The organism is Saccharophagus sp. K07, assembly GCF_014336955.1.
In the GTDB taxonomy this organism is placed as follows: Bacteria; Pseudomonadota; Gammaproteobacteria; order Pseudomonadales; family Cellvibrionaceae; genus UBA5868.
The window spans coordinates 64,453-86,384 of record NZ_QRAI01000004.1; the positions used below are offsets into that span (position 1 = coordinate 64,453).

Here is a 21,932-nt window from a genome sequence, read left to right on the forward strand (position 1 = left end):
ACCATAAGTCAATCGTATAATCGAGTCCCGAAAGCTAACTGAACAATCTTTGTACAGGGTGTGAAAAGGTTGCTCAGGTCTGGGTGGGTGTGAGATGGGAAGGATGGCCGAGAAAGGAATGTGGTGGTGTGGCTATTAAATCCTCACGCGCTTTAACGCTGTTTATTCTAATTCCAACAAGGTAGCAGATTATGTTTGCAAAACAGTCACTGTCCGAGTTCATCCGGACCCTGAAACTGGCTGGGGTGTTGGTGTCGGCCGCCGCACTGTTCGCTTGTGGCGGCGGAGATCCCGGTCCAGACGAACCTCCGGTCGGTTCTTCCTCCTCTTCTTCTTCATCCTCAAGTTCAGGCACATCCAGTTCCGGTGGTGTGCGCTTCGAAGATGCCGATTTGGCCGCGGGCGAACAGAAGTTCAATCAAACCTGTCTTGCGTGCCATAGATATGAAGGCAACGGCAGCTTCACCTCCGCTGGTGAAAAGCCGCGCTTCAACCTCAATGACATCATGGCCAAACGCGGAGGTTTCTCCGGTTTAGCGTCTTATATCGCCACCTATATGCCCTTAACCAACCCGGGTTCATGTCCTGGTGAGTGTTCGGTGAATACGGCTGGTTACATGGTGAGCCTGACCCGTCAAGAAGATAAGCCGGTCGCGTGTGATTCGTCCGAGCCATTGACTTACGGCATGCGCACCCTGCGCCTGTTGACCCAGCGTGAATACAAAAACTCGCTGATCGACTTGGGCCTGGCCTCCGAAAGCGACTTCTCTGAAGATCTGCTGCCGCCAGACTCACCGCTGACAAAAAGTTCTTACCCCATCCACGTCCACGCATCCGTTGCGGTTGATGAAGCCCGTAACAACATGCTGGTCAATGCGGCCGAGAAACTGGCCCCGGCTGCTGCTACCCGCGTTCGTCAGACCACCGGTTGCGGCACCAATGCGAACAACTGCGCGAACTCTTTCTTGAGCCTCGCAGAGCGCATTTTCCGCCGTCCTTTGACTTCCGCCGAGCAAAATACCTACCGCAAATTCTTCACCGATTACGGTGCAGAAGAAGGTATGACATTGGCGCTGACTGCAGCCATGACATCACCTCAGTTCCTGTATCGCTCCGAGCTGGGTATTCCGGTTGCTCAGGCAATTCAGCGCAACATGGACATCGGCAGCATCAATGGTCAGAGCAAATTGCGTCTGGCTGATGCCGACGCTTATGTATTGGATAACTACGAGTTCGCAGCCTTGCTGGCATACACCTACACCGGTAGTACTCCTGACCAGACTTTGATGCAGGCTGCTCGTAACAACCAGTTGTCCACTGAGTCGCAGATCAACCAGCAAATCGATCGCTTGTTACAGACCTCTCGCGGTCGCGAACAAGTGGGTGAGTTCGGTGGTAACTGGATGCGCGCTGACGACGTATTGCGTCAATCTCGCTCCGCCTTCCCAGAGTTCACTGCCGACATCAAGAAAGACATGGCTCGTGAAGTGCGCGAACTCTTCAAGCACGTGTTCTTCAACGACCTGCCCTACGACCAGTTCTTGGGTGGTGACTTTGCCGTGGTCAACCGTCGTCTGGCTCAGTTCTACGGAGTCAACAACTTCAACGGTTCCGACAGCGACTGGAAAGCGATTTCCATCCCGAATCGCGGTGGTGTGATTACCACTGGTGCATTCATGGCGGGTAACGCAGACGACGTGGCTTCTGGCCCGATCAAGCGTGCCGTTGACGTGCGTGAATTGATGTTGTGTCACCACATAGGTGCGCCACCGACCGACCTGGGCAGCTCTCTGGAGCGCGACCGTCTGAAACAAGAAGCCTTGGAACTCGAAGCCTCCGGCATCATGACCAGCCGTATGTACTTCGAAGCCATCACCAAGTCTGAAGACTGTCAGGTTTGCCACAGAACCATGATCAACCCATTGTTTGGTATGGAAGACTTCGACCAACTCGGCCGCTACCGTACCCACATGAAAGGTATGGGTGTGAACGGTGTTGACGGTCTGCCGATCGACACTGCAGGTCAGTTGATTGGTCTGAGCGATCTGTATGACTTCGACAACGTGATTGAATTTAACGGTTCTAAAGACCTCGGTCAGAAGATCTCTAAATTGCCGGCAGTACGTGAATGTTTGTTGGTCAACACATTCCGCTTCACCACAGGCTTGCCTTTGGACAAGGAGAACTATTCTCGTCAAAACGGTGGCCAGGTCGATGAGCCCATCAAGCTCAGCGACGATCAGCAAAGCAATTTTGCGTGCGTGAAAGACCAGTTGCGCAGTACGTTCGAATCTTCGAATGGCAGCGTCAGAAGCGTTTATCGCAAGATCGGTACTCTTGATCTGCTTCGTTTGCGCAAACCAATCGATCGCGCTTACGTTAACTGATGGCTTTTGGGAATAGATCAATGAACAAGATAGCTGAAAGAACATTGAAACAAATCAACAAAGACCGCCGTCGGTTTTTGGAAATGTTGAGTAAGGCAGGGGTTTCGACCTCTGTCCTCAAAGCGTCCAGCATCGCTGGCGCCATGATGGGTGCGCGTTTTGCGGAAGCTCAAGAAGCCCGCAAACTGATCCTGATTTATCACCCGAATGGTTCGCCAAATGGTCGTTACTTGAACGGCATTGGTATCCGTCCGTTCCAGCCCTACAGCAGCTCCGTTGCAACCCTGGAAATGACCATTTCCAACCCCGGTGGTCACGGTAACTTGTGGCTGGCGGCTGGTGCTGCGTCCTACAACAGCAACGATTCCAACTCCAGCAGTGTGAACATGCAGGTTGCCAAGGTGATCGGTAACCTCACGCCGTTCCGCTCCATTCAGTTGGGTGTTCAGTCTCTGAACGAAGCGGGTATTGACCGTCTGAACGGCGCGGCCGTAACGCGCATCAACAGCCCGCAGACTGCATTCCAGCAATACTTCAGTGGCGGCGCTGGCGGCGGCTCGAACAACGGCGGTGGCGGCGGCGGTCCTAGCGTTTACGACAAACGCCGTAGCGTTCTCGACGCCAATAAGCAAGGTCTGGATGCGTTGTTGAACTCCAACGTATTGGGCGTGGAAGAGCGTTTCAAACTGGAAGGTCACCTTGAAGCACTGGAAATCCTGGAGCGTCGTATCGCCCAGGAAGAACAGCGCGATAACCAAGGTGGCGGCGGTGGTGGCGGTGGCGGCGGCAACGCTTGCTCCAACCCCCAGGTGGCTACCAGCAAATCCGCGTTGCAAGAATATAAAGCGCAAGGTGATATCGCCGTTGCTGCTCTGGCGTGCGGCTTGACCAACGTGGTGTCTATCCAGTTCAGCGAAACTCAAGCCAGCTGGATTCCGAATGACGGTACTTCAGACGCCGTGCCTTGGAGTGCGGATCACCACCAAGCCAACCACGGTAATGGTCCCCAGCACCTGCCAGCAATCCTGGAGTATATGAACAAGGGCGTCGCCCACATTATCTCCAAGCTGCAGGCTGCGAACCTCTACGACAAAACCGTCGTGCTGGTGATCAGTGAAATGGGTGACGGCCAAGACCACTCTGCAGGTAATGGTCCGATCACGGTTGCAACTGGCATTTCAGGTCTGAGAGCCGGTTCACGCAACGTCGGTCAAAACCACTACGCGGTGTTCGCAGACGTATACAAACTGCTCGGATTGCAATCCTCTGTGGGCGGTATGCTAGCCAACTACGGCTCTGGTGGCATTGTCGCCTAATTCGGTTTACCGAAACACAAAAGCCCTCTTCGGAGGGCTTTTTTTTGTTTTTTACTGGGTGAGGGCGCGCAATTGGACAGGCGCGAAAAAAAGGCGATTCAACCGAATCGCCTTTTTATTTTTTTTTGCATAGACATGCTCTTCTCAGGATCAAATATCGCCCTCACCTAAATTTGAATTTGAAGAGGAGTTGGATTGTGCCGGTTGCAACTACGAACCTATAAACACTCTTTTTCCAGGAGATTGGAATTGCGTCTATTGCGGCGTGCAAACTTCCAAATCCCCTCTCCCTCTGGGAGAGGGTTAGGGTGAGGGGAATACGCAGAGGTCTCGGGAAAATCAGTCAACTATGTCAGGAAAAGACATTATTTTTTAGATTTATCACTCTCGATTTATAAATCCAAAGTCACACCCGCCACAATTTGCCTGCCCTCCCCGCGGTTAAAGCGCATACCCGCGACTACATCCGAATAATATTCATCGTCCAATAAATTTTTCACGCTGAGCTTGAAAGCCAAAGGCACGCCCGCCAGTTTGGTGAAATATTGCAGATTGGCTTCCAGGGTATAAAACGCATAAATGGAAAAATCGTTGCTGTGATTGGCGTAGCGCTGGCCGACATAATGACCACCAATGTTCAGCGATAAGGATTTAAACGGCTCGTGATGTAAAAAAAGACTGGCGGTTTGTGGACTGGTGGCTGCTGGTGTATTTCCTCGGTAAGGACCGTAGGTCAATTTATTATCCTGCGCGGAAAATGAACCCATAAACTGCGTCCGGAAAGAAATTTGCGCGGTGAAATCCATTTCGATTCCATAGACGCGCTGACCGTATTCCTGCCAGGAAAATTGCTTGATCGATACTTCGTCGATCCAATAAATATTGTTTTTATTGATGCGATAGGCGGCAAAGCCCGCGAGTATTCGACCATTCCAAAAATGACCTTTGATACCTGCTTCCCATTGATCGGAGAGTTCGGGCTCATCGATCGGATCGCCCAGAATGGCTTTGGCCTGATTGGAACGCAACCCCTGCGCGTAATTGCCGAACAACTGAATGTCATCCGTGATTTGATAGTGGAAGCCGGATTGCAGCCGAATTTTTTGCACGGGTTTGAACGACATTTCGGTATCTGTGGCAAAAATTTCGCGTGTCGTTTCAATTCGGCTCAAACGCGCACCGCCGGTCAGACTGAATTTGTCGTTGATTTCCAGGGTATTTTGCAAATAAATTCCAAATTCGTCGGACACTTGCCGATATTCGGATATTTCGAGATTGCCCGTGGGTCTGTCAGGGGAAAATAAAATATTGAATAAATAGACCAGCGAAGGAAAGTTCGACTCCGTCCAGGTTTGGCCAGATAAGGGCTGGCGACTTTCTATGGTATAGGATTGAAAAATATCCTGGCGATGCCAGTCAGCGCCAAGATGGATATGATTGGGCAAACCCAGCAGGGAAAAACTGCCCTCCAGTTCAACGCCCGATTGCATGCCGGTTTCCGAGGATTCTTCATCGTAAATACTGCGCACTGTGCCGAGCGATAACAGCGGATCGTAAGGATTCTGCGGATTATTGCGGTATAAAACCGGTATGGCTATCTGGCTGCCCGGAATCAACATCATATAAAGGTTTTGTAATTCTTCCGATTTCAGCAGCAGGTCGGATGCAAGATAATCCATGGTGCCGCGTACGCCGCGCCGCTCTTCATCGCGCAGGAAAAATTTACCTTTTAAACGCCAGCCGGAATCTTCCGCATCTCCAGGAAAAAATCGTATGGCGTTGATATGGAAAAGATGCCGATCGGCGGAAAAATATGGAGTCGCATAGCGGGCCATTTGATCGAAATTGGCGCCGGGAAAATTGTCTTCGGGAACAGGTATCAAAACCTGAAAATCGTCTACCGCTCGTTGTTCGGTCTGCTGAAATTCGTAGCCTATATCGACCAGGCTTTGATTATCGATTTGCCATTGCAGAACCGGTGCGAATAGGCGTTGTTGCAAATCATTGATGTCCGCCGCTTCAGCGCGCTGAAAATTGACAAGATTGGCGCGGAAGCGAAATTTATCGTCGAGCAAATGATTGCTGATATCGGCGGAGAATTTTTCCCAACCGTTATTGCCAACAGAAAAATTGAGTTGCGTCAAAGGTTCATCGAGCGGCCTTTTTCTCACCAGATTGATCATGCCCCCTGGTTCTCCCTGGCCGTAGCGAATGGTTGAAGGGCCTTTTAACACTTCTGCGTGTTCAATATTGTCCGGCAAAAAACGTCCGCCAGTGCTGTTTTCCACGCGCAAGCCGTCGACATAGACCGCATGCCGCGGAAATCCGCGCATATAAAAGTCGTCGTTGCTATCGCTGCGTCCATCGGCCGGGGTGATGCCGCTGCCATTTTTGAGCAGGTCGGAAATATCCAGCGGCATTTGATCCTGAATTAACTGCGATGGCAAAACCGTGTGAAAACGCGAATTGTCGTAAACCACTGAACCATTTTGCAGTTGGCTGTTGGTCAAGGTGTTGTAGCGATAGGGATAGGAGGGTGCGTAAACCAAAACTTCTTCAATGCGAGTGTTATTTTCCGCTGCGACATTTGCACCAGGTTCTGGTGCGGGTTGCGTATCCTCGCGGGGGAAAATTCGGAAGGAATTGGTCGCGTCGTCGTAGCGAAAATCCAGCGGCGCCTTGGCAAGCAATTTTTGCAGCGCCTGCTGTGGCGTATGCGGGCCAATAATAGGCGTGGAATTATAGCCATCCAACCATTTTTGATTGACCACCACCGTCACCTCGGCCTGCAGTGCGAGTTCGATTAAACCCGTCTGCAACGGCTGACCGGGTAAATCGAAATGGCGGTAGCTGGTGGGTGCTTCTGCGCAGGCGAATGAAGGGCAAAACAGTGCGGCGCACAGCAGCTTGGGGCGGAGCGCAAAAGCACGCCCGCGAATATTCCGTGACATAACCAGTACTCAATTTATTTTTATTTATTCCGCTGCGCGCAAAATCAGAGTTGCATCGTCCTGTGGATCGGGCTCGACCTTGAGCCCCAATGCGGCGGCAAGCGCTTGTGCGGTGGCGTTGGCATCTTGCAGTTGTAGCACAGCGCTGACTTGCAGGTCGCTCAAGGCGTGATCGGCAACCACAATGCGAAGGGATAAATAGCGATTCAGGTCTTCCACGACCTTTTGCAGAGATTCACCGCGATAAATCAATTGTCGCTGGCGCCAGGCGAGCGCGGCCTGGGCGTCAATGGGGAGGGCTGCGGCACCGGGCAGTGCATTGCGCAGGGTAAGTTGTTGATTCGCCGTTAAGGTGATAGCGGGCTCAAAGCGGGCGTCCTCATCCAGAGGGTTTTGCGACAGGCCAACTTTGCCTTCCAGAACGGTGACGATCGAATCCGTGCCGGTGGCGCGCACGGAAAATTGCGTGCCCAGAACGCGTACGGTGCCGTCGTTGGTGTGGACATCAAAAGGGCGCTTGGGATCGGAGAAAACCTCAAAAAACGCTTCCCCTCGCAGCAAATACACTAGGCGGCGTTTGGCGTGCAGCTCCACCAGCACTTCGCTATCGGTGTTAAGGACCAGACGGGAGCCATCTGACAGCAGCAATCCCCGCTGCTCGCCCACCAGCGTTTGTGCGTTGAGATATTCCGGCTCAGGCGCGCGCAGGAAAAATAACATGGCAACCAACGCGATGCAGGTGACGGCCAACCCCAGGGACCAGATTACATTGCTATGACGCTCGGGTTTGATGTTCTCGACATAGCGCAGAACCTCGCCTCTCCGCCACAGATCTTCGGCTTTGATATACGCGGCCTGGTGCAGAGGTGAGGCGTTCAGCCAGGCAAAAAAGGAATCCTTCTCCGACTCGCCGAGATCGGGAGAATTAAGACGTACCAGCCAGCGGATAGCAGCCTGTTCGGCTTGTTCGGCTTCGCGCGATCGCTTTGGTCGGATCATGAGATATTGGCCACGTAAAGTTCGCTAAAAGACATGACACCGCACACGCGGCTCACCTCCATCAAGCAGAGAAATCTTCTCGCAATGCTTCTCGCAAATACTGCAGCGCTTTAATCATATGCTTTTCCACGGTGCTGACGGGAATGCCCAATTCTTCGCTGATTTCGCGATAGGTTTTGTCTTCCATACGACTCAATAAAAAAGTGCGCCGGTATTTTGGGGAAAGCCCGTGCAGCACCTGCCGCAGTTTTTCCAAGTCCCGCTGTGACGAATAAGCGCGGTGTGGTGACGCGGCATCATCCGCTTCTTCCTCGTGCTCTTGAGTTGCAACATAGTGATTGTGATGGTGCTGTTTGCGAATGCGGTTGAGCGCGAGATTGCAAGCGGTTTGATATAGATAGGCTTTGGGGTTGTCGAGCTGGGCGGTATCCACCGAGCGCAGAACATTATGGAAGGCATCTTGGACTATGTCTTCAGCATCGTGGTGGGCATCAAATCGATGGGCAATAAACCTTTGCAAGTCTTTTTGATAACGCTCGAAAAGGGATTGAAGGTGATAGCGCTTGTTCATACTGCTCAGGGTTTGCCCATCTGGCGTGCGGCAGCATCGTAGCAGGTGCCACAGAAGGCAAACAAGCGCGTGGCGAAACGGCGATCCAGGATGTGACGCTGTTATGTGTGATTGTGCGTCAGCACGGCCAGAAACGGCGCTGTGGGTTTGTCGATCCAGTGGGAGTTGGCGACACCGGCGATGGTGAAGCCGAGTAGGACCAGAACGATTAACGCGGATCGGGCGATGGATTTGTGGGGGCGTCGATAAATAGCCGGTTCTGGTTGCAGTAACAAATGTTTGGGTATGCGGCGAGGTTTTTGAAAACACATAAAACAATCCTGCACGGTCAGTGGATTTGCTTAACAGCATTGCAAAGCAAATCGGTGGTGCCAGTGCAGGAACTGGGCAATGGCCAGATCAATTGTGGCGAATTGTGTTCCTGGCCCTAGCTCTCATAAGCGTTGATCAACGTCTCCAGATCAATTCGCTGCATACGCATCAGCGCTGTCATCATGCGGGCAATCCGCTCTTTTTCCCCTTTGGTCAAAAGTGTCATCAGCTGTTGTGGCACCAGTTGCCAGGACACGCCAAACCGATCTTTCAACCATCCGCACTGCTCCGGTTTGCCACCGTCGCAGAGTTTGTCCCAATAAAAATCAATTTCCTGTTGCGTGGTGCAGGTAATCACAAAGGAAATGGCGGGGGAAAAACTGAAAAAAGGACCGCCGTTCAAAGCGGTGAATTCGCTGTTGTTAAGTTCGAAGGTGATGGTCATAACACTGCCGGCGGGAGCTGGCGCGCCTTCACCGTAGTAGGTTGTACTGAGAATGCGCCCGCGGGGAAAAACCGACAGATAAAACCGCACTGCCTCTTCCGCATTATTGTTAAACCAGAGACACGGGGTTATAGGCTGCATGGCATGGCCTCTCAAAGTGGTGATGTACACCTTAGTCGCTTAGAGAGGCGGTAAATCGACAGGAGGAAGCTCGCGGCCAAGCCGCGAGCGGAGGGCTGATCAGGAGTTTTTGGCTTTGCCTTTGAAGATTAATTTGCGTCCCAAAATGCCCAGGCCAATGAGGATGTAAACGCCGAATTTTTTCAGAAACACTAGCGCCAGTGCGAGGAATCCGGTTTTTGCCAGAACTTTGCCGGCGACCAGGGCGCCGAGTCCGTAGGCGGCAACTTTATCGAGATCCGGATTGAAGTCCGCATAACGCGAGCCTTGATCAAATTCCGCCATGGCCAGCACCGCATCCAGGTTCTGATCGATCACCGCTTTTTGTTCCATACCGGCGATAAAGTTGAGTACCAGCACGCCTTTGCGGCCCAATACCCGGATGTTGTAGTTCAAGGTGTTTTCGCCCATGTCGCCGAATTTCAATTCCTTGGCCCAGTGCAGTTTGTGGGTGGCTTTATCGTAAAACGGCGGAGATGCCCAGCCGACCAATTCGATAGGCTCATAACCCGCCTTCACCCGCTCTTTGCTGGCTTCTGCAGTGTCGGCTTTCATTTGTTTGAGAAGTTCCTGGTAATCGAGACTGTCGGCATCATCATCGGAGACGTAACCGTCTTGTTCGTATTCAATGGTGACCGCCCAGGATTCCGCCTCGAAAGGCGTGACATCGGCCGGCATCAGCATGCCCAGGGTATCCTGCCCCGGTGGGTTGCCCCACACTTCCACCAGCACTTTTTCCGCATCTTCCGCGTTTAAGTAATAGAAACCCTCGGGTACATGCAAAGTGGCGCCCGCCTCCGGCAGTTTGATCTCGCCGGTCTGGCGCTTCAGTGACGACCACAGGTTCATGGCCCACAGGAGAAATTGGTCGTCTTCGGTCATAGCCGCAGTGGTGTCTTCTTCGCTGAGTTGATCCGCTTGCGGAAATTCCGCGCGGGCTGTCGCGGTGACGGTGAGCAGAAGCAGGGTGAGTAAGAGGCGAAGTGTCATGTGCCGTTCCTTATGTGTTGGCCGAGGGCGTGCGACCTTAGGGTGTAGCAATAAGGTCAGTTATTAACCGTAGATGCGATGGAGGGGCTGCAAATGAAGAAGATGGAATGCCTTCCCTGGAGTCGTCGCGTAAAAGGTCTGGTGAAATTATAGACGGAGGACAGATCTGTCAATTGTGCCCGGCGCCAGGTCAAGACCGGCTGCGGCGCATCATCAGAATCACGGGAATAATCGAAACCAGCACCAGCGTCAGCGCTGGCAGCGCCGCCCTCTGCCATTCGCCCTCGGAAGTCATCTCAAATACCCGCACCGAAAGCGTATCCCAGCCGAAGGGGCGCAGCAGCAGGGTGGCAGGCATTTCTTTCATCACATCCACCAGCACCAGTATCAGCGCGGTCATCAAACTGGGGGTGAGCATCGGCAGGTACAGCCGCCGAATCACCTGCCATTGGCTATGGCCGAGGCTCTGCGCTGCTTCTTGCAGTTGCGGGCGAATGCGTTCCAAGCCGGATTGCACAGGGCCGAGGCCGACGGAAAAAAAGCGAATGACATAGGCGACGATCAACGCTGCTACGCTGCCCAGCAGAATTTGCCCCGCCACCTGGCCATTTGGCAGAAAGTGGCGCAACAGCGGCCAGAGCACTTCGCGATCCAGCAGGGTAAACACCATCATCACCCCTACCGCCAACACCGAACCGGGCAGCGCATATCCCAGAGAGGTCAAACGAATCACATGGGCGATCCAGCGGGAGGGGCTTAAGCGCTGGCCAAAGGCGACCAGCAGCGCCATCAGCGCCACCAACGCGGCGCTGATGGCGCCGAGCAGGAAGGTGTGTTTCATCAATTGGAAAAAGCGGGCGTCTAAGCCGGCAAAACCGGTTTTGACCACCCACAGCGCCAACTGGCAGAAGGGCACCACAAACGCCAGCAGCAATATCAAGGCGCAATAACAACAGGCGAACCAGCCGCGCCAGCCTGCCAGGCGAATGCGTTCGTGGCGTTTATGGTTTTGCTGATGAACCCGTCCCCGCCCGCGCGCCTGCTGTTCCACCACCAGCGCCAGAGCGACAAACATCAACAACAGGCTGGCCAACTGCGCCGCCGCCTGCAGGTTGAAAAAGCCAAACCAGGATTTGTAGATCGCGGTGGTGAAGGTGTCGTAATTGAACACGGCGACCGCGCCGAAATCCGCCAGGGCTTCCATCAGCGCCAGAGCCGTTCCCGCCACTATGGCCGGCCGCGCCATAGGCAGCACCACACGGAAGAAACTCGCCCAGGGGCTGAGTCCCAGAGAGCGGGCGGCGTCGGTCAGGCTACGCCCCTGCTGCAAAAATGCGCTGCGGGCGAGCATATAGACGTAGGGATAGAGTACCGCGCCCATCACCAGAATCACCCCGAGCGGGCTGCGGATGTCCGGATACCAGGCTTGCGGGCCAAAGAGCGAGCGCCACAGGGTCAATACCGGCCCGCTATAACTCATCAGGCCGAGGGCGACAAAGGCGACGACATAGGTGGGAATGGCCAGCGGCAGTACTAGCGCCCAGTCCAGCCAGCGGCGGCCAGGAAATTCGCACACGGCGGTCAGCCAGGCCAGGCTGACGCCGATCAACATCACCATCACGCCGACACCGAGCATCAGCATCAGAGTATTGTTCAGCAGGCGGGCGAGGCCAGTGGCGATCAGGTGCTGCCAGACATCCACCTGGGCGGATTGCCAGCTGAAAAAAATCACTAGCACCGGCATCAGCACCAGTCCGGCCATCAGCCAGATAGGCAGCTGCCACCAGCGGCTATGCAGCGACACGGAGGACATTTGCAGAATCAGCGCCGCAGCATCGAGGAAAGGCGGTCATTCATGCAATCAACGATAACCCGCGCGATCCATCAATTTCACGGCATCGGCCTGCAGGTAACCGGTGGCTTCGACATTGACCAGGTCGCCGTAGAACTCACCCCAGGCCTGGACCAGAGGGGACGGTTTCACTTTTGGGTTGACCGGGTATTCCTCATTGGCTTCAGCAAACATGTACTGGGCTTCTTCCTGGGACAGCCACTCCAACAGCTTTTGCGCTTCTTCCGGATGCTTGGCGTGTTTGGTGATGCCCGCACCGGAAATGTTCACATGCACGCCCCGGTCAGCCTGGTTGGGCCAGAAAACCGCTAGGGGGATAGAGGGATTTTCCTTCTGCATACGGCCAAAATAGTAAGTGTTTACTATGGCCAGGTCGCACTGGCCAGCAATAACGGCTTCCAGGGCGAGGGTATCGTTGGAGTAGGGGTCGGTGGCGAGATTGTCGACCCAGCCGCGGATCACTTTTTCCGTCTGCTCTTCACCCAGGGTATTGATCATAGTGGCGACCAGACTCTGGTTATAGACCTTTTTGGAGGTGCGCAGACACAGGCGGCCCTTCCATTTGGGATCGGCCAGGTCTTCGTAAGTAGAGAGTTCTTCCGGCTTCACGCGCTCGGTGGAATAGACGATGGTGCGAGCGCGGGCGGACAGGCCGAACCACTGGTTGTTGCTCGCCTGCAGGTGGTTGGGAATATTGGCTTCCAGAATGGGGGAATCGATGGAGCGCAGCAGGCCTTTTTGCGCGGCGTGCCACAGGTTGCCGGCGTCCACCGTGATCAACATATCCGCCGGGGTGGCTTCGCCTTCATTCTCCAGGCGCGCGATCAGAGGACCGGCGCCGTCAGTAATAAAGCGGATATTGACGCCGGTTTCTTTGGTGTAGAGGTCAAACAGCGGCTTGATCAAGTGCTCAACGCGTTCGGAGTAAACCGTAATCTCAGGCTTTTTGGCGGCGGGACTGGCTGTTTCTTTTTTGTCTGTGCATCCGCTCAGTGCCAAAACAACGCTGGCGGTAACGGCTGCTGCCGTGCCCAAAAATCTCATGATTAACCCCCAAGAAAACGCGACACAAAATATGCAAATAGTAACCATTTGCAACAAGCGCTGCAAACCGGCTGGTGTGATGCTGTTCAGAAGCTGCGTTGTACCGGCACAGAATAAAGTGGGCTAGCGCGGAGATGAAATCCATTTCGCTGCTCTAACTTCTTGTTGGTTCAAACCTTTTATCTGACTCGCGAGTGAATGGCTTAGAATGGCGGTCCTTTTTGCCCCTACCTTCCTCTCCATGGAGAACCCAGGCGTATGAAAACCTTGTTGCGTTCGCTGTTGATTCTGGTCGGTTTGGTCGCGGTACTCCTGCTGGCTGTGGTGGTGCTGGTTTTTACCCTCGATCTCAATCGTCTCAAACCCTTGCTGGAAAGGCAGGCCGCAGAGCGGGGCATTGAATTGCAGATCCCCGGGGACATCAGTTGGAAGCTGTTTCCCAATCTGGCGCTCAGCCTGGGTGCACTCAATATTCACAGCATGGAAGACAAAACGCTGCTGGCGGCGGTAAATCAAGCCGATGTCTCCGTGCAATTGCTGCCGATTTTTAAACGCCAGATCCTGGTGGACGGCATCCGCTTGGATGGCCTGGAAGTGCACTATGCCGTAGATGAGCAAGGCAAAAGCGCCTGGGAAACCATTGGGGGTGATGGCTCAAAGCCAGCCGAGCCGCAAGCTGAACCCGACGATGCAGGCGCGCCGACCGAACTGGCCGTCGAGCGTGTGGATATCACCAAGCTGAAGCTGTTTTACACCAATGCGCAGACGGGCGACCGCGCGGAAATCCAGAACCTAAATCTGCAAGCCCGCAATGTGGCCTTGGAAGGACAGGCCTTTCCGCTCAAGCTGGAACTCGACGCCAAATACAACGATATGCCGAACACCCATGTGGTGTGGGATGGCCCTGTGGCGGTCAACCTGGATGCGCAAACCCTGAAAGTGACGGACGCGAACCTCAATATCCAGGTCGGCGCCGCCAAGCTGGTGGCTGCGCTGGCGACTGATACCTTCTGGGGTGAACCCTTAACCAGCAAGGGCCAAATCAAACTCGATCCCACTGCCCTGCCCCCGCTGCTGCGTGCGCTGGAGATCGAACCGCCACAAACCGCCAATCCCAAGGCGTTGCAACAGGTGGGCGCGACCGTCACCTACAATTTCGGGCCGGATTCTTTAACGCTGGAGCCGGTGTCCTTAACCGTGGATGGCACACGCATCGATGGTCAATTGCAGGTGAAGAATTTCGATAAACCAGCCATAGTCACTGGCTGGCAGGGCGGCTCTCTAGTGCTCGACGATTATTTGCCGCCGGAATCCGAGACCGAAGAAACCGCTGCGGCGCCGGAAACGCCACCGCAACCCTTGCCGTTGGAAACCCTGCGCGATTTGAATCTCAACGCTAAAGTCGGTTTTGAAAAGCTCACCTATAAAGGCTTGCCAATTAACCAGCCACAACTGCAGGTCACCGCCAATGGTGGATTGATCAAACTGGACACGCTGAGTTTGCAAACCGCAGACGGCAAAGTGACCGGTGAAGGGCAATTGGATGCGCGCGGTGCGGAAGCGCAATTGCGCATGGATGTGCAGTCGCAAGGCGTCGATTTAGGCACACTGCTTAAAACCTTTGCCGATCTGGATAAAGTGACCGGCAAAGCGTCCGCCACTGCCCATATCACCAGTCGCGGTGCAACCGATAAAGCCTTGCTGGAAGATAATTTAATTGTCGAAGCCACGGCGCAATCGGAAGAATTGCGCGTGGTGCCGATTAATATCGAAGAACAATTTTGCCGCGCCATTTCCATTCTGCAGCAACAATCCTTGCCGGAGAATTTAGAGTGGCCGGATATGACGCGATTGGAACCGGTAAAAATGCAATTGCGCTATGCAGAAAAAACCTTAAATCTGCAACAGCTCAATGCCACCATCGCCAATTTAATCAGTACCGCGAGCGGATTTTTTAAAGTCGATACCGGCGAATTTAATGTGCCGTTTTCTCTGTCGCTGGGTGAATTTGCCAATAAAGTGGAAGGCTGTTTACCCATCGATGAAAAATGGCGCAAACGCGCGCTTCCGATTCGCTGCAAAGGTTCTTTGGAAAATATCGGCCCGACCACCTGTTTGCCAGATACGCAATTGCTGACGGACTTGGTGAAAGACCGCGTGAAAAGTGAAGCCAAAGAAAAAATCGAAGAGGAAAAAGATCGTCTGGAAGACAAATTAGGTACTAAAGCCAAAGATTTATTGCAGGAAAAACTGGGCGAAGAAAAAAGCAAAAGTACGGAGCAGTCCGTGCGCAATTTGCTTGATCAATTTAAAAAGAAAAAAGAGCCTGAGCCTGCAAAGCAATAATCACCGAATATTGAATTGGGTTACATGAGTCGAATATCCGCATGAGTCGAACCTTCGCACAACGTCTGCTGCGTTGGTTCGACCAACATGGCCGCAAACATCTGCCCTGGCAAAATCCCATCACTCCCTATCGCGTCTGGGTGTCGGAAATCATGCTGCAGCAAACTCAGGTGGATACGGTGATTCCGTATTTCGAGCGGTTTATGCAGAGTTTCCCCAGCGTCAAACATCTCGCCGCTGCACCCATCGATGAAGTGCTGCACCATTGGACCGGGTTGGGCTATTACGCCCGCGCGCGCAATTTGCACCGCTGTGCGCAAATGATTGTGGACGAATACGCGGGGGAATTTCCCCAGGATGTGAACATTCTTGCCGAGCTGCCGGGCATAGGTCGCTCCACAGCGGCGGCCATTGCCAGTATCGCCTTTGAACAGCCGACCGCCATTCTCGACGGCAACGTCAAACGCGTGCTCGCCCGCCACAGCGCCATTGCCGGCTGGCCGGCGCAGCCGAAAGTCGCCGAGCAGTTGTGGCGTATCGCGGAAAGCCATATGCCGAAAAAACGCTGCCGCGATTACACCCAGGCCATCATGGATCTCGGCGCTACCGTCTGCACGCGGGCGCGCCCCAAGTGCGCTCTGTGCCCGGTGGCGGAGGACTGCATCGCCCTGGCGGAGGACAATACCACCGCTTATCCCGGGAAAAAACCAGCCAAAGATAAGCCGGTCAAACGGGCCTACTTTTTACTGTTGCAGGCACCCAACGGCGACATACTGCTGGAACGCCGCCCGCCGCAGGGCATTTGGGGTGGGCTCTGGTGTCTGCCGGAATTGCCGGTGGAGCAGCCGCTGGAAACCCACCTGGCTGGCTATGGCGAATTGAAGGGCACCGAGCGTTGGGAGGGCTGGCGTCACACCTTCAGCCATTATCATTTGGATATTCAGCCGGTATTGGTCAAACTGGCCAAGCGTCCGGTGGGCATCATGGAGGAAGGACGACATCTCTGGTATAACCTGCGCCAGCCCGCCGCGGTCGGATTGGCGGCACCGGTCAAAACCCTGCTGCAAAAATTATCCAAACCGCGCCAAGTCAATCTGTTGTAAGTCATTTCAGGAATTCGCCATGAGCCGTACCGTTTTTTGCCGTAAATATAAAAAAGAGATGGAAGGCCTGGACGCGCCTCCCTACCCTGGCCAGAAAGGTCAGGATATTTACGACAACATATCCAAACAGGCTTGGCAGGATTGGTTAAAACACCAGACCATGCTGATCAACGAAAAGCATCTCAACCTGATGGATAAAGCCGCGCGCCAATACCTGGCGGAACAGCTGGATAAATACCTGTCCGGCGAAGACTTTGACCGAGCCGAAGGATTCGTTCCGCCTACAAAATAATCAGGGCGCTACTCTTTTTGCATCTCGTGATGGCCAATGCTTGACTCCCGCCCAGAGAGCAGGTTTAATACGCGCCTCGCTCGGGCCAAGCGCCTGTCCGACAGCTGCCCAGATAGCTCAGTCGGTAGAGCAGGGGATTGAAAATCCCCGTGTCGGTGGTTCGATTCCGCCTCTGGGCACCATCATTTAGAAGGGTTTGGTAGTGATGCCAAGCCCTTTTTTATTGCCTTGAATTTCTGATTTTACCTTTCGTATTTTTGCCTCCATTCCATTCATTTTCGTACGACTCGATTCCTTTGTAAGCAAGCTGTTATCCGAGTCGCAGAACTGATATGCCCAGTTTGTAGTTTGGTTGTTCAGGGTCTAGGCGACCTAAGTTTCCTTTGTTACTATTCAGCCCTCGTTTAGGGATATTGCAGGGAAGTTTTGACGGGCGCGTATCGTAGGTGCTTAGGGAGAAGCTCAAAGGTATTGACCGATGAAGGGAAACACATCTATTGCTTCGCGATTTTGCGCCATAAATGGCGTATCCCAATCTTCCTCATATATTTCGCAACTGTTTCGGCCTAACAGGCGCTGCGTTTTGACTGACTAACTCACCGATGAGGTTTGCTATGCGCCGTTCTATTCCTTTTGTTTTTCTGCTGATTTTTTTGGAGGCTTCGGCTATGTCTTTTTTTAATCCAACTAAGACGTGTGTGTTTTCGGCGGTTAAAGCCCAACTTACCATGAACGGTGAACCACTAAAAAATGCAACAGTAATTCGCCGATGGGAATGGCAAGAACTGCGCGAAGAGAAAACACAGACGGATGAAAATGGATTTTTTGAACTGCCTGCGGTTTTTGAATCATCTTTAAGCCGTATGTTGCCAGTGGAGTTGGTTATTGCACAGGGGCTCTATGTTGTTGTTGATGGAGAAGAAAAAAAGTTCTGGTCAAACTCCAAACGTGAACCGGAGGAGAACGTGGAATTTAATGGGCGCCCTATATCTCTAGTGTGCGAATTAACTAATGAGATGAGAATTAATAGAGATTTTGGTTCAAGAATGAATACATTGTGTACATGGGAGAAATAAAATGGGAATTGAACTTAGTCCGGCATATGCAGCGAATTTGGCTGCAAACATTTACGATGTTAAATCTGCCATAACCAGGGAGGATTTTGTTGATGAATACAAGAATGATATGGAGCTTTCGCTGGCAAGTTTTGCGTCCGGTGTGACCGGCGGGTTCATTCTTAATAAGCCGCATGTAATGGCGGTATTTTCATCTGGCAAAGGTAAATACAAGGGACAAGCTTTTGTTGTCTTCAAGGGAACAGCAAGTCTTTATGATGCGCTCACTGACCTTAACACGGGAGTCCGTGCTTGTCATACGGGAACCCGTGTTCACCAGGGATTTTATTACGCTTTCGAATCAATTTATCAAGAGCTGAATCAGTTTCTTAGGGGCTTGAAAGGAGTTGCCGCGGTCCATTGTGTGGGGCATAGTTTGGGTGGGGCGATTGCAACTTTGGCTGCGGATTGGATTAAGTCAACCGGAGCTGTTGCACAGGTGAATCTATATACCTTTGGCAGTCCCAGAGTTGGTATGGAAATGTTTGCCAAAAAATGCACAACGCGGCTAGTGGCCGACAATATCTATAGGGTTTACCACAAAACTGATCCTGTTCCTATGGTGCCAACGTGGCCGTTTACTCACGTTCCTACCTCCAGTGTGGATTATCTTTTGTTTTCTCCCGTCTCGGCTATTCCTTGGGAATACCACAAGATGAAACATTATATCAAATCAGCAGAAAATGCGGCCGGATGGGCAGGCATGAAAACGAATCGACCTAAAGGTTATGGCCAAGTCGCGGTTGAAAGATGGTTGCAGTCTGATGGAATTGTGTCATTCACAGCGAATACCCTAGAGCTGCTTGATGCGGCCCTACTTTACGTAATCGAAAAAGTTATCAATGCGACGGGAATTGTTCTTGTGGCTGGATTTGCAACTTATTTTACCTTGCTTGATCGAATGGCCGTCTTTATGGCAAAAGCTGCGAAGACGACAGTAAAGGTCAGTATCTGGGTCCATCATTTGATTCGAAAAATGGCGGCCCTTATTGGGATAGTTGTCAAAGAAGGGGCAGACCTTACAGTTGAATTTATCCGCATGGTTTTTAATCGTGTATATCGTAAGATCGCGGATATGGTATGGCAGGCTGGACAGGACATTAATAAATAACGGTTGATTAACTTTGTTAACCATTTTCCTGATAGGTCTTTTTTTTATGTGTGCCGGAATCTTGGCGGGATTACTCGCTTGGATTTTGGCGCATTTTGTGAAAAAAGGACCTGATGGCCGAATTAATGTGAGTCAGGGCGGGCTTGTTGTAAAGCCAGTATTTGCCCTGGCCGTTGGCGGTGGCCTTCTTCTCGGTTTTGCTCTTATCGCTTTTGTCATTTCGGCACTTTGGTGGGTGTTTTCAGAGATTTTGCGTGATATGACACCTGGTGGCCTTTCTCTTTTGAGTCTGGGGATCGGCTTTTTGCCTTTGGTGGTATCTGCTCTTGGTGCAGGACTTGCCAAAATTCTGGGAGGGCGTATTGATGCGAGCGGAGCTCAGGGTTGTTTCTTTCTTGGTTTTGATTTGAATAATCTTGTCTATGCGCTTTTTATGAGTTATTGGGCAGTTTTCCTCTCAGGGGGACTGGCAATGTTTGGTCTTATTGGCAGCGGTATTTGGGCCGCCCTTCGGTAAAGTAATGCAAATAATCAATAACTATCCAGCAAAAACCCCCTGAACAAACCAACTGCCTTCCACTAAATCCTTATATACCCAAACCCTCAAACCATCCTCCCTTGCGGCAATATAATAATCCCGCGCTTTAGGCGCGGCCCACCAGTAACCCTCGATGCGTTCCGGGCCAGTTAATAATTGCAGTGTGCCGCGCCAGGAAAGAGTTTGCTGTCGATATTGGGCTGGTAGAGGATTTTCAAAAAGCCAGGTAGGGCGAAGGGCGTGTTGGTGGATTTGTGGAAGTTGTTGATTCACTGGAGTGAAGGCCGATAATTTTTCGCAAGTTTGCTCGGGTATATGACTGTCCTTGTAGCTGACTTTAAAAATCGCCTGCTCGCCGAGGCGGGCTTTTAATTTGCCTTCAAGGAGAGCCAAGTCATTACCACCACGGTTTTTGCTGCGTCGGCCACTGAAATCCAGGCTTTGATTCTGTTCCTGCCATTTCTGCAGATGTTGGCAGGTGAGTTCTATCGCATCTACGGCGAACGGCAATTGCTGGCTTTCGAGCTGAATAAGGGTGAGATCATAAAATAACTTCCAGGTATTTTGTGGGATGGCGCAGTGAACGCTGAGGTGATGCGAGTTTTGGTAAATATCAAACAGTCGCCATTCAACTTTCTGACAAGCGAGTTTGCGTTTGCGCAGGAATGCGCCGAGTTGCTGCAGCATCTGTTCCAGAGGGGTATGCAATTGTTCGACCTGGGTAATGGGATAATCGAATTGCATAGTGTCAAAGAAAAATTCTTTGGGTTGGTAGGTTTGAACCGGCTTTTCGAATAACGCTGTTTGCTGGAAATTCTGCTCAATGCCAAAAAGACGGGTAATAAAGTCAGCAAAGTCTTTGCCTAAGCGCTTTTTGATGCTGCTTATGGATTGGGTTTCGATTTGTCGGGAAATATCTCCCAATGTGTTAAAGCCGGTTCTCTTTAACGCTTCTACTTCATCTTCATCCCGCCAGTCAGCAAGTCTGGCGATTGGCACATGGTTTAAGCGAGCAATAAAATCCGCTGGGTTTTCATCGCCGGATATAGGGCTATTGTCATAGCTGAGCAACCAAGCCCCTTCTTCCGTGTGCGCCAAACCATAAGCTGTGGATATGTCTGCCATTGCAGTAGCAATTTTTCCGCATAGGTTTTTAAGTCCGCCGAAGAGTTTTAAGCAGCGGGAAATTTCCAGTAATAATCCTGAATCTGGAACTATGTTTGATCGTCGAATATGGACATAGGGCGTAAACGTATAGAGATGCGCCGTCAGTTGCTCCAGATATTCCTGTTCCCGTTGCATATCCCTTTGATAAGTGATGCAGTCGGATAAAAGGCGCGCCCTTGTCACATCCATACCAATATCCACACCCGCGCCGAGCGCGGCCGTGTTGGCGTAGATCACGCGCTGTTTTTCCAATACACAAACCGCCTGCTCATCGGGATGTACAGGAAAACTGACCAGCGGCAGATCCGGCAGGCGCAGGGCTAACCATAAACGGTTTTTCACGGCACTTTCCTTTTTGCGCGTTTTATCGAGCTGACGTTGTTGGTGGAATGTGTAGAAGGTGGAGATTGCTCTTGCCCGAGATTGGCATGTGCGGCTATCGGCAACCAGGTTTCCGGCAGGGCCAAATGGATCGATGTATTGGCCGAATTCAGTGAGCCTTTTTGTTTGAAAACCTGAATTTCCAGTGAGCGCAAATGCAATTGCGCACGTAAGCGTAAAGTGGCCGGTGAGCTTTGTTGGCGCACGGATAATGGCCGAAACAGCAGGTACAGGCCTTTGCCCTCGCTGCAGGCGAGCTGACATTTGCGCAGCTCGGTATAACTTAGATTGTGTTTGGGCTGCCACGCCATCAGTGCGGTGCAAATATCCGCGCGGGCAAGTTCAGTAAAACTCGCCAGAAAATCGGCTTTTTTTTCTGCCGCTACAACCAATAGGCGATCCAGATCAATGCCCGCTTGAATCAGTCCCGGCGCAAAGGGCAGGGCAGGCGGATTGAGCAGCACGGTGTATCCCTCCTTGAGCTGCCGCAATGCCGGAGCCAACAACAGCCATTCGCCTTGGCTCACCATATTTGTTCCATTCAATGCCGCCGGCTGACAGATTTCCACCAGACTCGCCAGCGGCCAGCCTTTATGCAATAAACATTCATTCAACTCCGCATGGCCGCTATCCAGAGCGGCTTGTGGTGCAAAACCCTGGGATTGCCCGCGCCATATATCACCGCGCTGGAGCAATTGCTCCAAAGTGATAAGTTTGTTTGGGTTCGGCTTGTCAGGGTTCATCACGCAAAAATCAAAGCTGTTTATTTATACAGTATATCGAAAGCGTGGTTTGGCGTGAGAATTTCTAGCCCTAGATGATGGACTGGATT

General features: G+C 52.3%; 18 protein-coding genes and 1 tRNA gene. 9 read left to right on the forward strand and 10 right to left on the reverse strand.

Annotation, left to right across the window (positions count from 1 at the left end):
* Window positions 1-191: 191 nt before the first annotated feature.
* Both DWB84_RS12595 and DWB84_RS12600 read left to right on the forward strand, forming a co-directional pair.
* Window positions 192-2,387 carry a DUF1592 domain-containing protein gene (locus DWB84_RS12595; protein ID WP_187410169.1) on the forward strand — a complete coding sequence of 732 codons (2,196 nt, stop codon included), beginning with the start codon at window positions 192-194 and terminating at the stop codon, window positions 2,385-2,387.
* Window positions 2,388-2,407: 20 nt separating this feature from the next.
* The gene (locus DWB84_RS12600; protein ID WP_187410170.1) at window positions 2,408-3,703 is read left to right on the forward strand and encodes a DUF1552 domain-containing protein; all 1,296 of its coding nucleotides are present in this window, start codon (window positions 2,408-2,410) and stop codon (window positions 3,701-3,703) included.
* A 392-nt stretch (window positions 3,704-4,095) separates the two neighbouring features.
* On the opposite strand, the gene DWB84_RS12605 is transcribed toward DWB84_RS12600, so the two are convergent.
* From DWB84_RS12605 to DWB84_RS12640, 8 genes are all read right to left on the reverse strand, one after another.
* On the reverse strand, window positions 4,096-6,654 hold the full coding sequence (locus DWB84_RS12605) for a TonB-dependent siderophore receptor (RefSeq protein WP_187410171.1): 2,559 nt from the start codon (window positions 6,652-6,654) through the stop codon (window positions 4,096-4,098).
* Window positions 6,655-6,678: 24 nt separating this feature from the next.
* Window positions 6,679-7,653, reverse strand: a complete 975-nt coding sequence (locus DWB84_RS12610; protein ID WP_187410172.1) for a FecR domain-containing protein — start codon at window positions 7,651-7,653, stop codon at window positions 6,679-6,681.
* A gap of 61 nt (window positions 7,654-7,714) precedes the next feature.
* On the reverse strand, window positions 7,715-8,224 hold the full coding sequence (locus tag DWB84_RS12615; RefSeq protein WP_187410173.1) for an RNA polymerase sigma factor: 510 nt from the start codon (window positions 8,222-8,224) through the stop codon (window positions 7,715-7,717).
* A 101-nt stretch (window positions 8,225-8,325) separates the two neighbouring features.
* Window positions 8,326-8,535: a hypothetical protein gene (locus DWB84_RS12620; RefSeq protein ID WP_187410174.1), complete on the reverse strand. Its 210-nt coding sequence runs from the start codon at window positions 8,533-8,535 to the stop codon at window positions 8,326-8,328.
* Between the two features lie 116 nt (window positions 8,536-8,651).
* Window positions 8,652-9,122: a VOC family protein gene (locus DWB84_RS12625; protein WP_187410175.1), complete on the reverse strand. Its 471-nt coding sequence runs from the start codon at window positions 9,120-9,122 to the stop codon at window positions 8,652-8,654.
* 99 nt (window positions 9,123-9,221) lie between these two features.
* Window positions 9,222-10,151: a DUF2167 domain-containing protein gene (locus DWB84_RS12630; protein WP_187410176.1), complete on the reverse strand. Its 930-nt coding sequence runs from the start codon at window positions 10,149-10,151 to the stop codon at window positions 9,222-9,224.
* 190 nt (window positions 10,152-10,341) lie between these two features.
* On the reverse strand, window positions 10,342-11,964 hold the full coding sequence (locus tag DWB84_RS12635; RefSeq protein ID WP_187410177.1) for an iron ABC transporter permease: 1,623 nt from the start codon (window positions 11,962-11,964) through the stop codon (window positions 10,342-10,344).
* Window positions 11,965-12,012: 48 nt separating this feature from the next.
* The gene (locus DWB84_RS12640) at window positions 12,013-13,047 is read right to left on the reverse strand and encodes an extracellular solute-binding protein (RefSeq protein WP_187410178.1); all 1,035 of its coding nucleotides are present in this window, start codon (window positions 13,045-13,047) and stop codon (window positions 12,013-12,015) included.
* 258 nt (window positions 13,048-13,305) lie between these two features.
* Here DWB84_RS12640 and DWB84_RS12645 point away from each other — a divergent pair, with 258 nt between their 5' ends.
* The 7 genes from DWB84_RS12645 to DWB84_RS12675 all read left to right on the forward strand — a co-directional run bounded on the left by DWB84_RS12645 (window position 13,306) and on the right by DWB84_RS12675 (window position 19,531).
* A complete protein-coding gene (locus tag DWB84_RS12645) occupies window positions 13,306-15,393 on the forward strand; it encodes an AsmA family protein (RefSeq protein ID WP_187410179.1) in 2,088 nt (695 codons plus the stop codon).
* Between the two features lie 41 nt (window positions 15,394-15,434).
* Window positions 15,435-16,496 carry an A/G-specific adenine glycosylase gene (gene mutY, locus DWB84_RS12650; RefSeq protein ID WP_187410180.1) on the forward strand — a complete coding sequence of 354 codons (1,062 nt, stop codon included), beginning with the start codon at window positions 15,435-15,437 and terminating at the stop codon, window positions 16,494-16,496.
* 19 nt (window positions 16,497-16,515) lie between these two features.
* Entirely contained in the window at window positions 16,516-16,788 is a 273-nt protein-coding gene (locus DWB84_RS12655; RefSeq protein ID WP_187410181.1) for an oxidative damage protection protein, read from the forward strand.
* Window positions 16,789-16,894: 106 nt separating this feature from the next.
* Window positions 16,895-16,970, forward strand: a tRNA-Phe gene (locus DWB84_RS12660).
* Window positions 16,971-17,402: 432 nt separating this feature from the next.
* Window positions 17,403-17,864, forward strand: coding sequence for a DUF6795 domain-containing protein (locus DWB84_RS12665; RefSeq protein ID WP_187410182.1), 462 nt, complete (start codon window positions 17,403-17,405; stop codon window positions 17,862-17,864).
* Between the two features lies 1 nt (window position 17,865).
* Window positions 17,866-19,014: a lipase family protein gene (locus tag DWB84_RS12670; RefSeq protein ID WP_187410183.1), complete on the forward strand. Its 1,149-nt coding sequence runs from the start codon at window positions 17,866-17,868 to the stop codon at window positions 19,012-19,014.
* A gap of 13 nt (window positions 19,015-19,027) precedes the next feature.
* Complete coding sequence (locus DWB84_RS12675) at window positions 19,028-19,531, forward strand: hypothetical protein (protein ID WP_187410184.1); 504 nt, start codon at window positions 19,028-19,030, stop codon at window positions 19,529-19,531.
* Window positions 19,532-19,552: 21 nt separating this feature from the next.
* Here DWB84_RS12675 and DWB84_RS12680 read toward each other — a convergent pair whose 3' ends face one another.
* Together DWB84_RS12680 and imuA are read right to left on the reverse strand one after the other, a co-directional pair.
* Entirely contained in the window at window positions 19,553-21,061 is a 1,509-nt protein-coding gene (locus DWB84_RS12680) for a DNA polymerase Y family protein (RefSeq protein ID WP_187410185.1), read from the reverse strand.
* Window positions 21,058-21,843 carry a translesion DNA synthesis-associated protein ImuA gene (gene imuA / locus DWB84_RS12685; protein ID WP_255428999.1) on the reverse strand — a complete coding sequence of 262 codons (786 nt, stop codon included), beginning with the start codon at window positions 21,841-21,843 and terminating at the stop codon, window positions 21,058-21,060. Before imuA ends, DWB84_RS12680 begins: the two co-directional genes overlap by 4 nt.
* Window positions 21,844-21,932 lie beyond the last annotated feature (89 nt).

What these genes read in the sequence shown, in the direction of transcription:
- DWB84_RS12595 (WP_187410169.1), top strand. Translation starts at nt 192, where the DNA reads ATGTTTGCAAAACAGTCACTGTCCGAGTTCATCCGGACCCTGAAACTG.
- DWB84_RS12600 (WP_187410170.1), top strand. Translation starts at nt 2,408, where the DNA reads ATGAACAAGATAGCTGAAAGAACATTGAAACAAATCAACAAAGACCGC.
- DWB84_RS12605 (WP_187410171.1), bottom strand. Translation starts at nt 6,654, where the DNA reads ATGTCACGGAATATTCGCGGGCGTGCTTTTGCGCTCCGCCCCAAGCTG.
- DWB84_RS12610 (WP_187410172.1), bottom strand. Translation starts at nt 7,653, where the DNA reads ATGATCCGACCAAAGCGATCGCGCGAAGCCGAACAAGCCGAACAGGCT.
- DWB84_RS12615 (WP_187410173.1), bottom strand. Translation starts at nt 8,224, where the DNA reads ATGAACAAGCGCTATCACCTTCAATCCCTTTTCGAGCGTTATCAAAAA.
- DWB84_RS12620 (WP_187410174.1), bottom strand. Translation starts at nt 8,535, where the DNA reads ATGTGTTTTCAAAAACCTCGCCGCATACCCAAACATTTGTTACTGCAA.
- DWB84_RS12625 (WP_187410175.1), bottom strand. Translation starts at nt 9,122, where the DNA reads ATGCAGCCTATAACCCCGTGTCTCTGGTTTAACAATAATGCGGAAGAG.
- DWB84_RS12630 (WP_187410176.1), bottom strand. Translation starts at nt 10,151, where the DNA reads ATGACACTTCGCCTCTTACTCACCCTGCTTCTGCTCACCGTCACCGCG.
- DWB84_RS12635 (WP_187410177.1), bottom strand. Translation starts at nt 11,964, where the DNA reads ATGTCCTCCGTGTCGCTGCATAGCCGCTGGTGGCAGCTGCCTATCTGG.
- DWB84_RS12640 (WP_187410178.1), bottom strand. Translation starts at nt 13,047, where the DNA reads ATGAGATTTTTGGGCACGGCAGCAGCCGTTACCGCCAGCGTTGTTTTG.
- DWB84_RS12645 (WP_187410179.1), top strand. Translation starts at nt 13,306, where the DNA reads ATGAAAACCTTGTTGCGTTCGCTGTTGATTCTGGTCGGTTTGGTCGCG.
- mutY (WP_187410180.1), top strand. Translation starts at nt 15,435, where the DNA reads ATGAGTCGAACCTTCGCACAACGTCTGCTGCGTTGGTTCGACCAACAT.
- DWB84_RS12655 (WP_187410181.1), top strand. Translation starts at nt 16,516, where the DNA reads ATGAGCCGTACCGTTTTTTGCCGTAAATATAAAAAAGAGATGGAAGGC.
- DWB84_RS12665 (WP_187410182.1), top strand. Translation starts at nt 17,403, where the DNA reads ATGCGCCGTTCTATTCCTTTTGTTTTTCTGCTGATTTTTTTGGAGGCT.
- DWB84_RS12670 (WP_187410183.1), top strand. Translation starts at nt 17,866, where the DNA reads ATGGGAATTGAACTTAGTCCGGCATATGCAGCGAATTTGGCTGCAAAC.
- imuA (WP_255428999.1), bottom strand. Translation starts at nt 21,843, where the DNA reads ATGAACCCTGACAAGCCGAACCCAAACAAACTTATCACTTTGGAGCAA.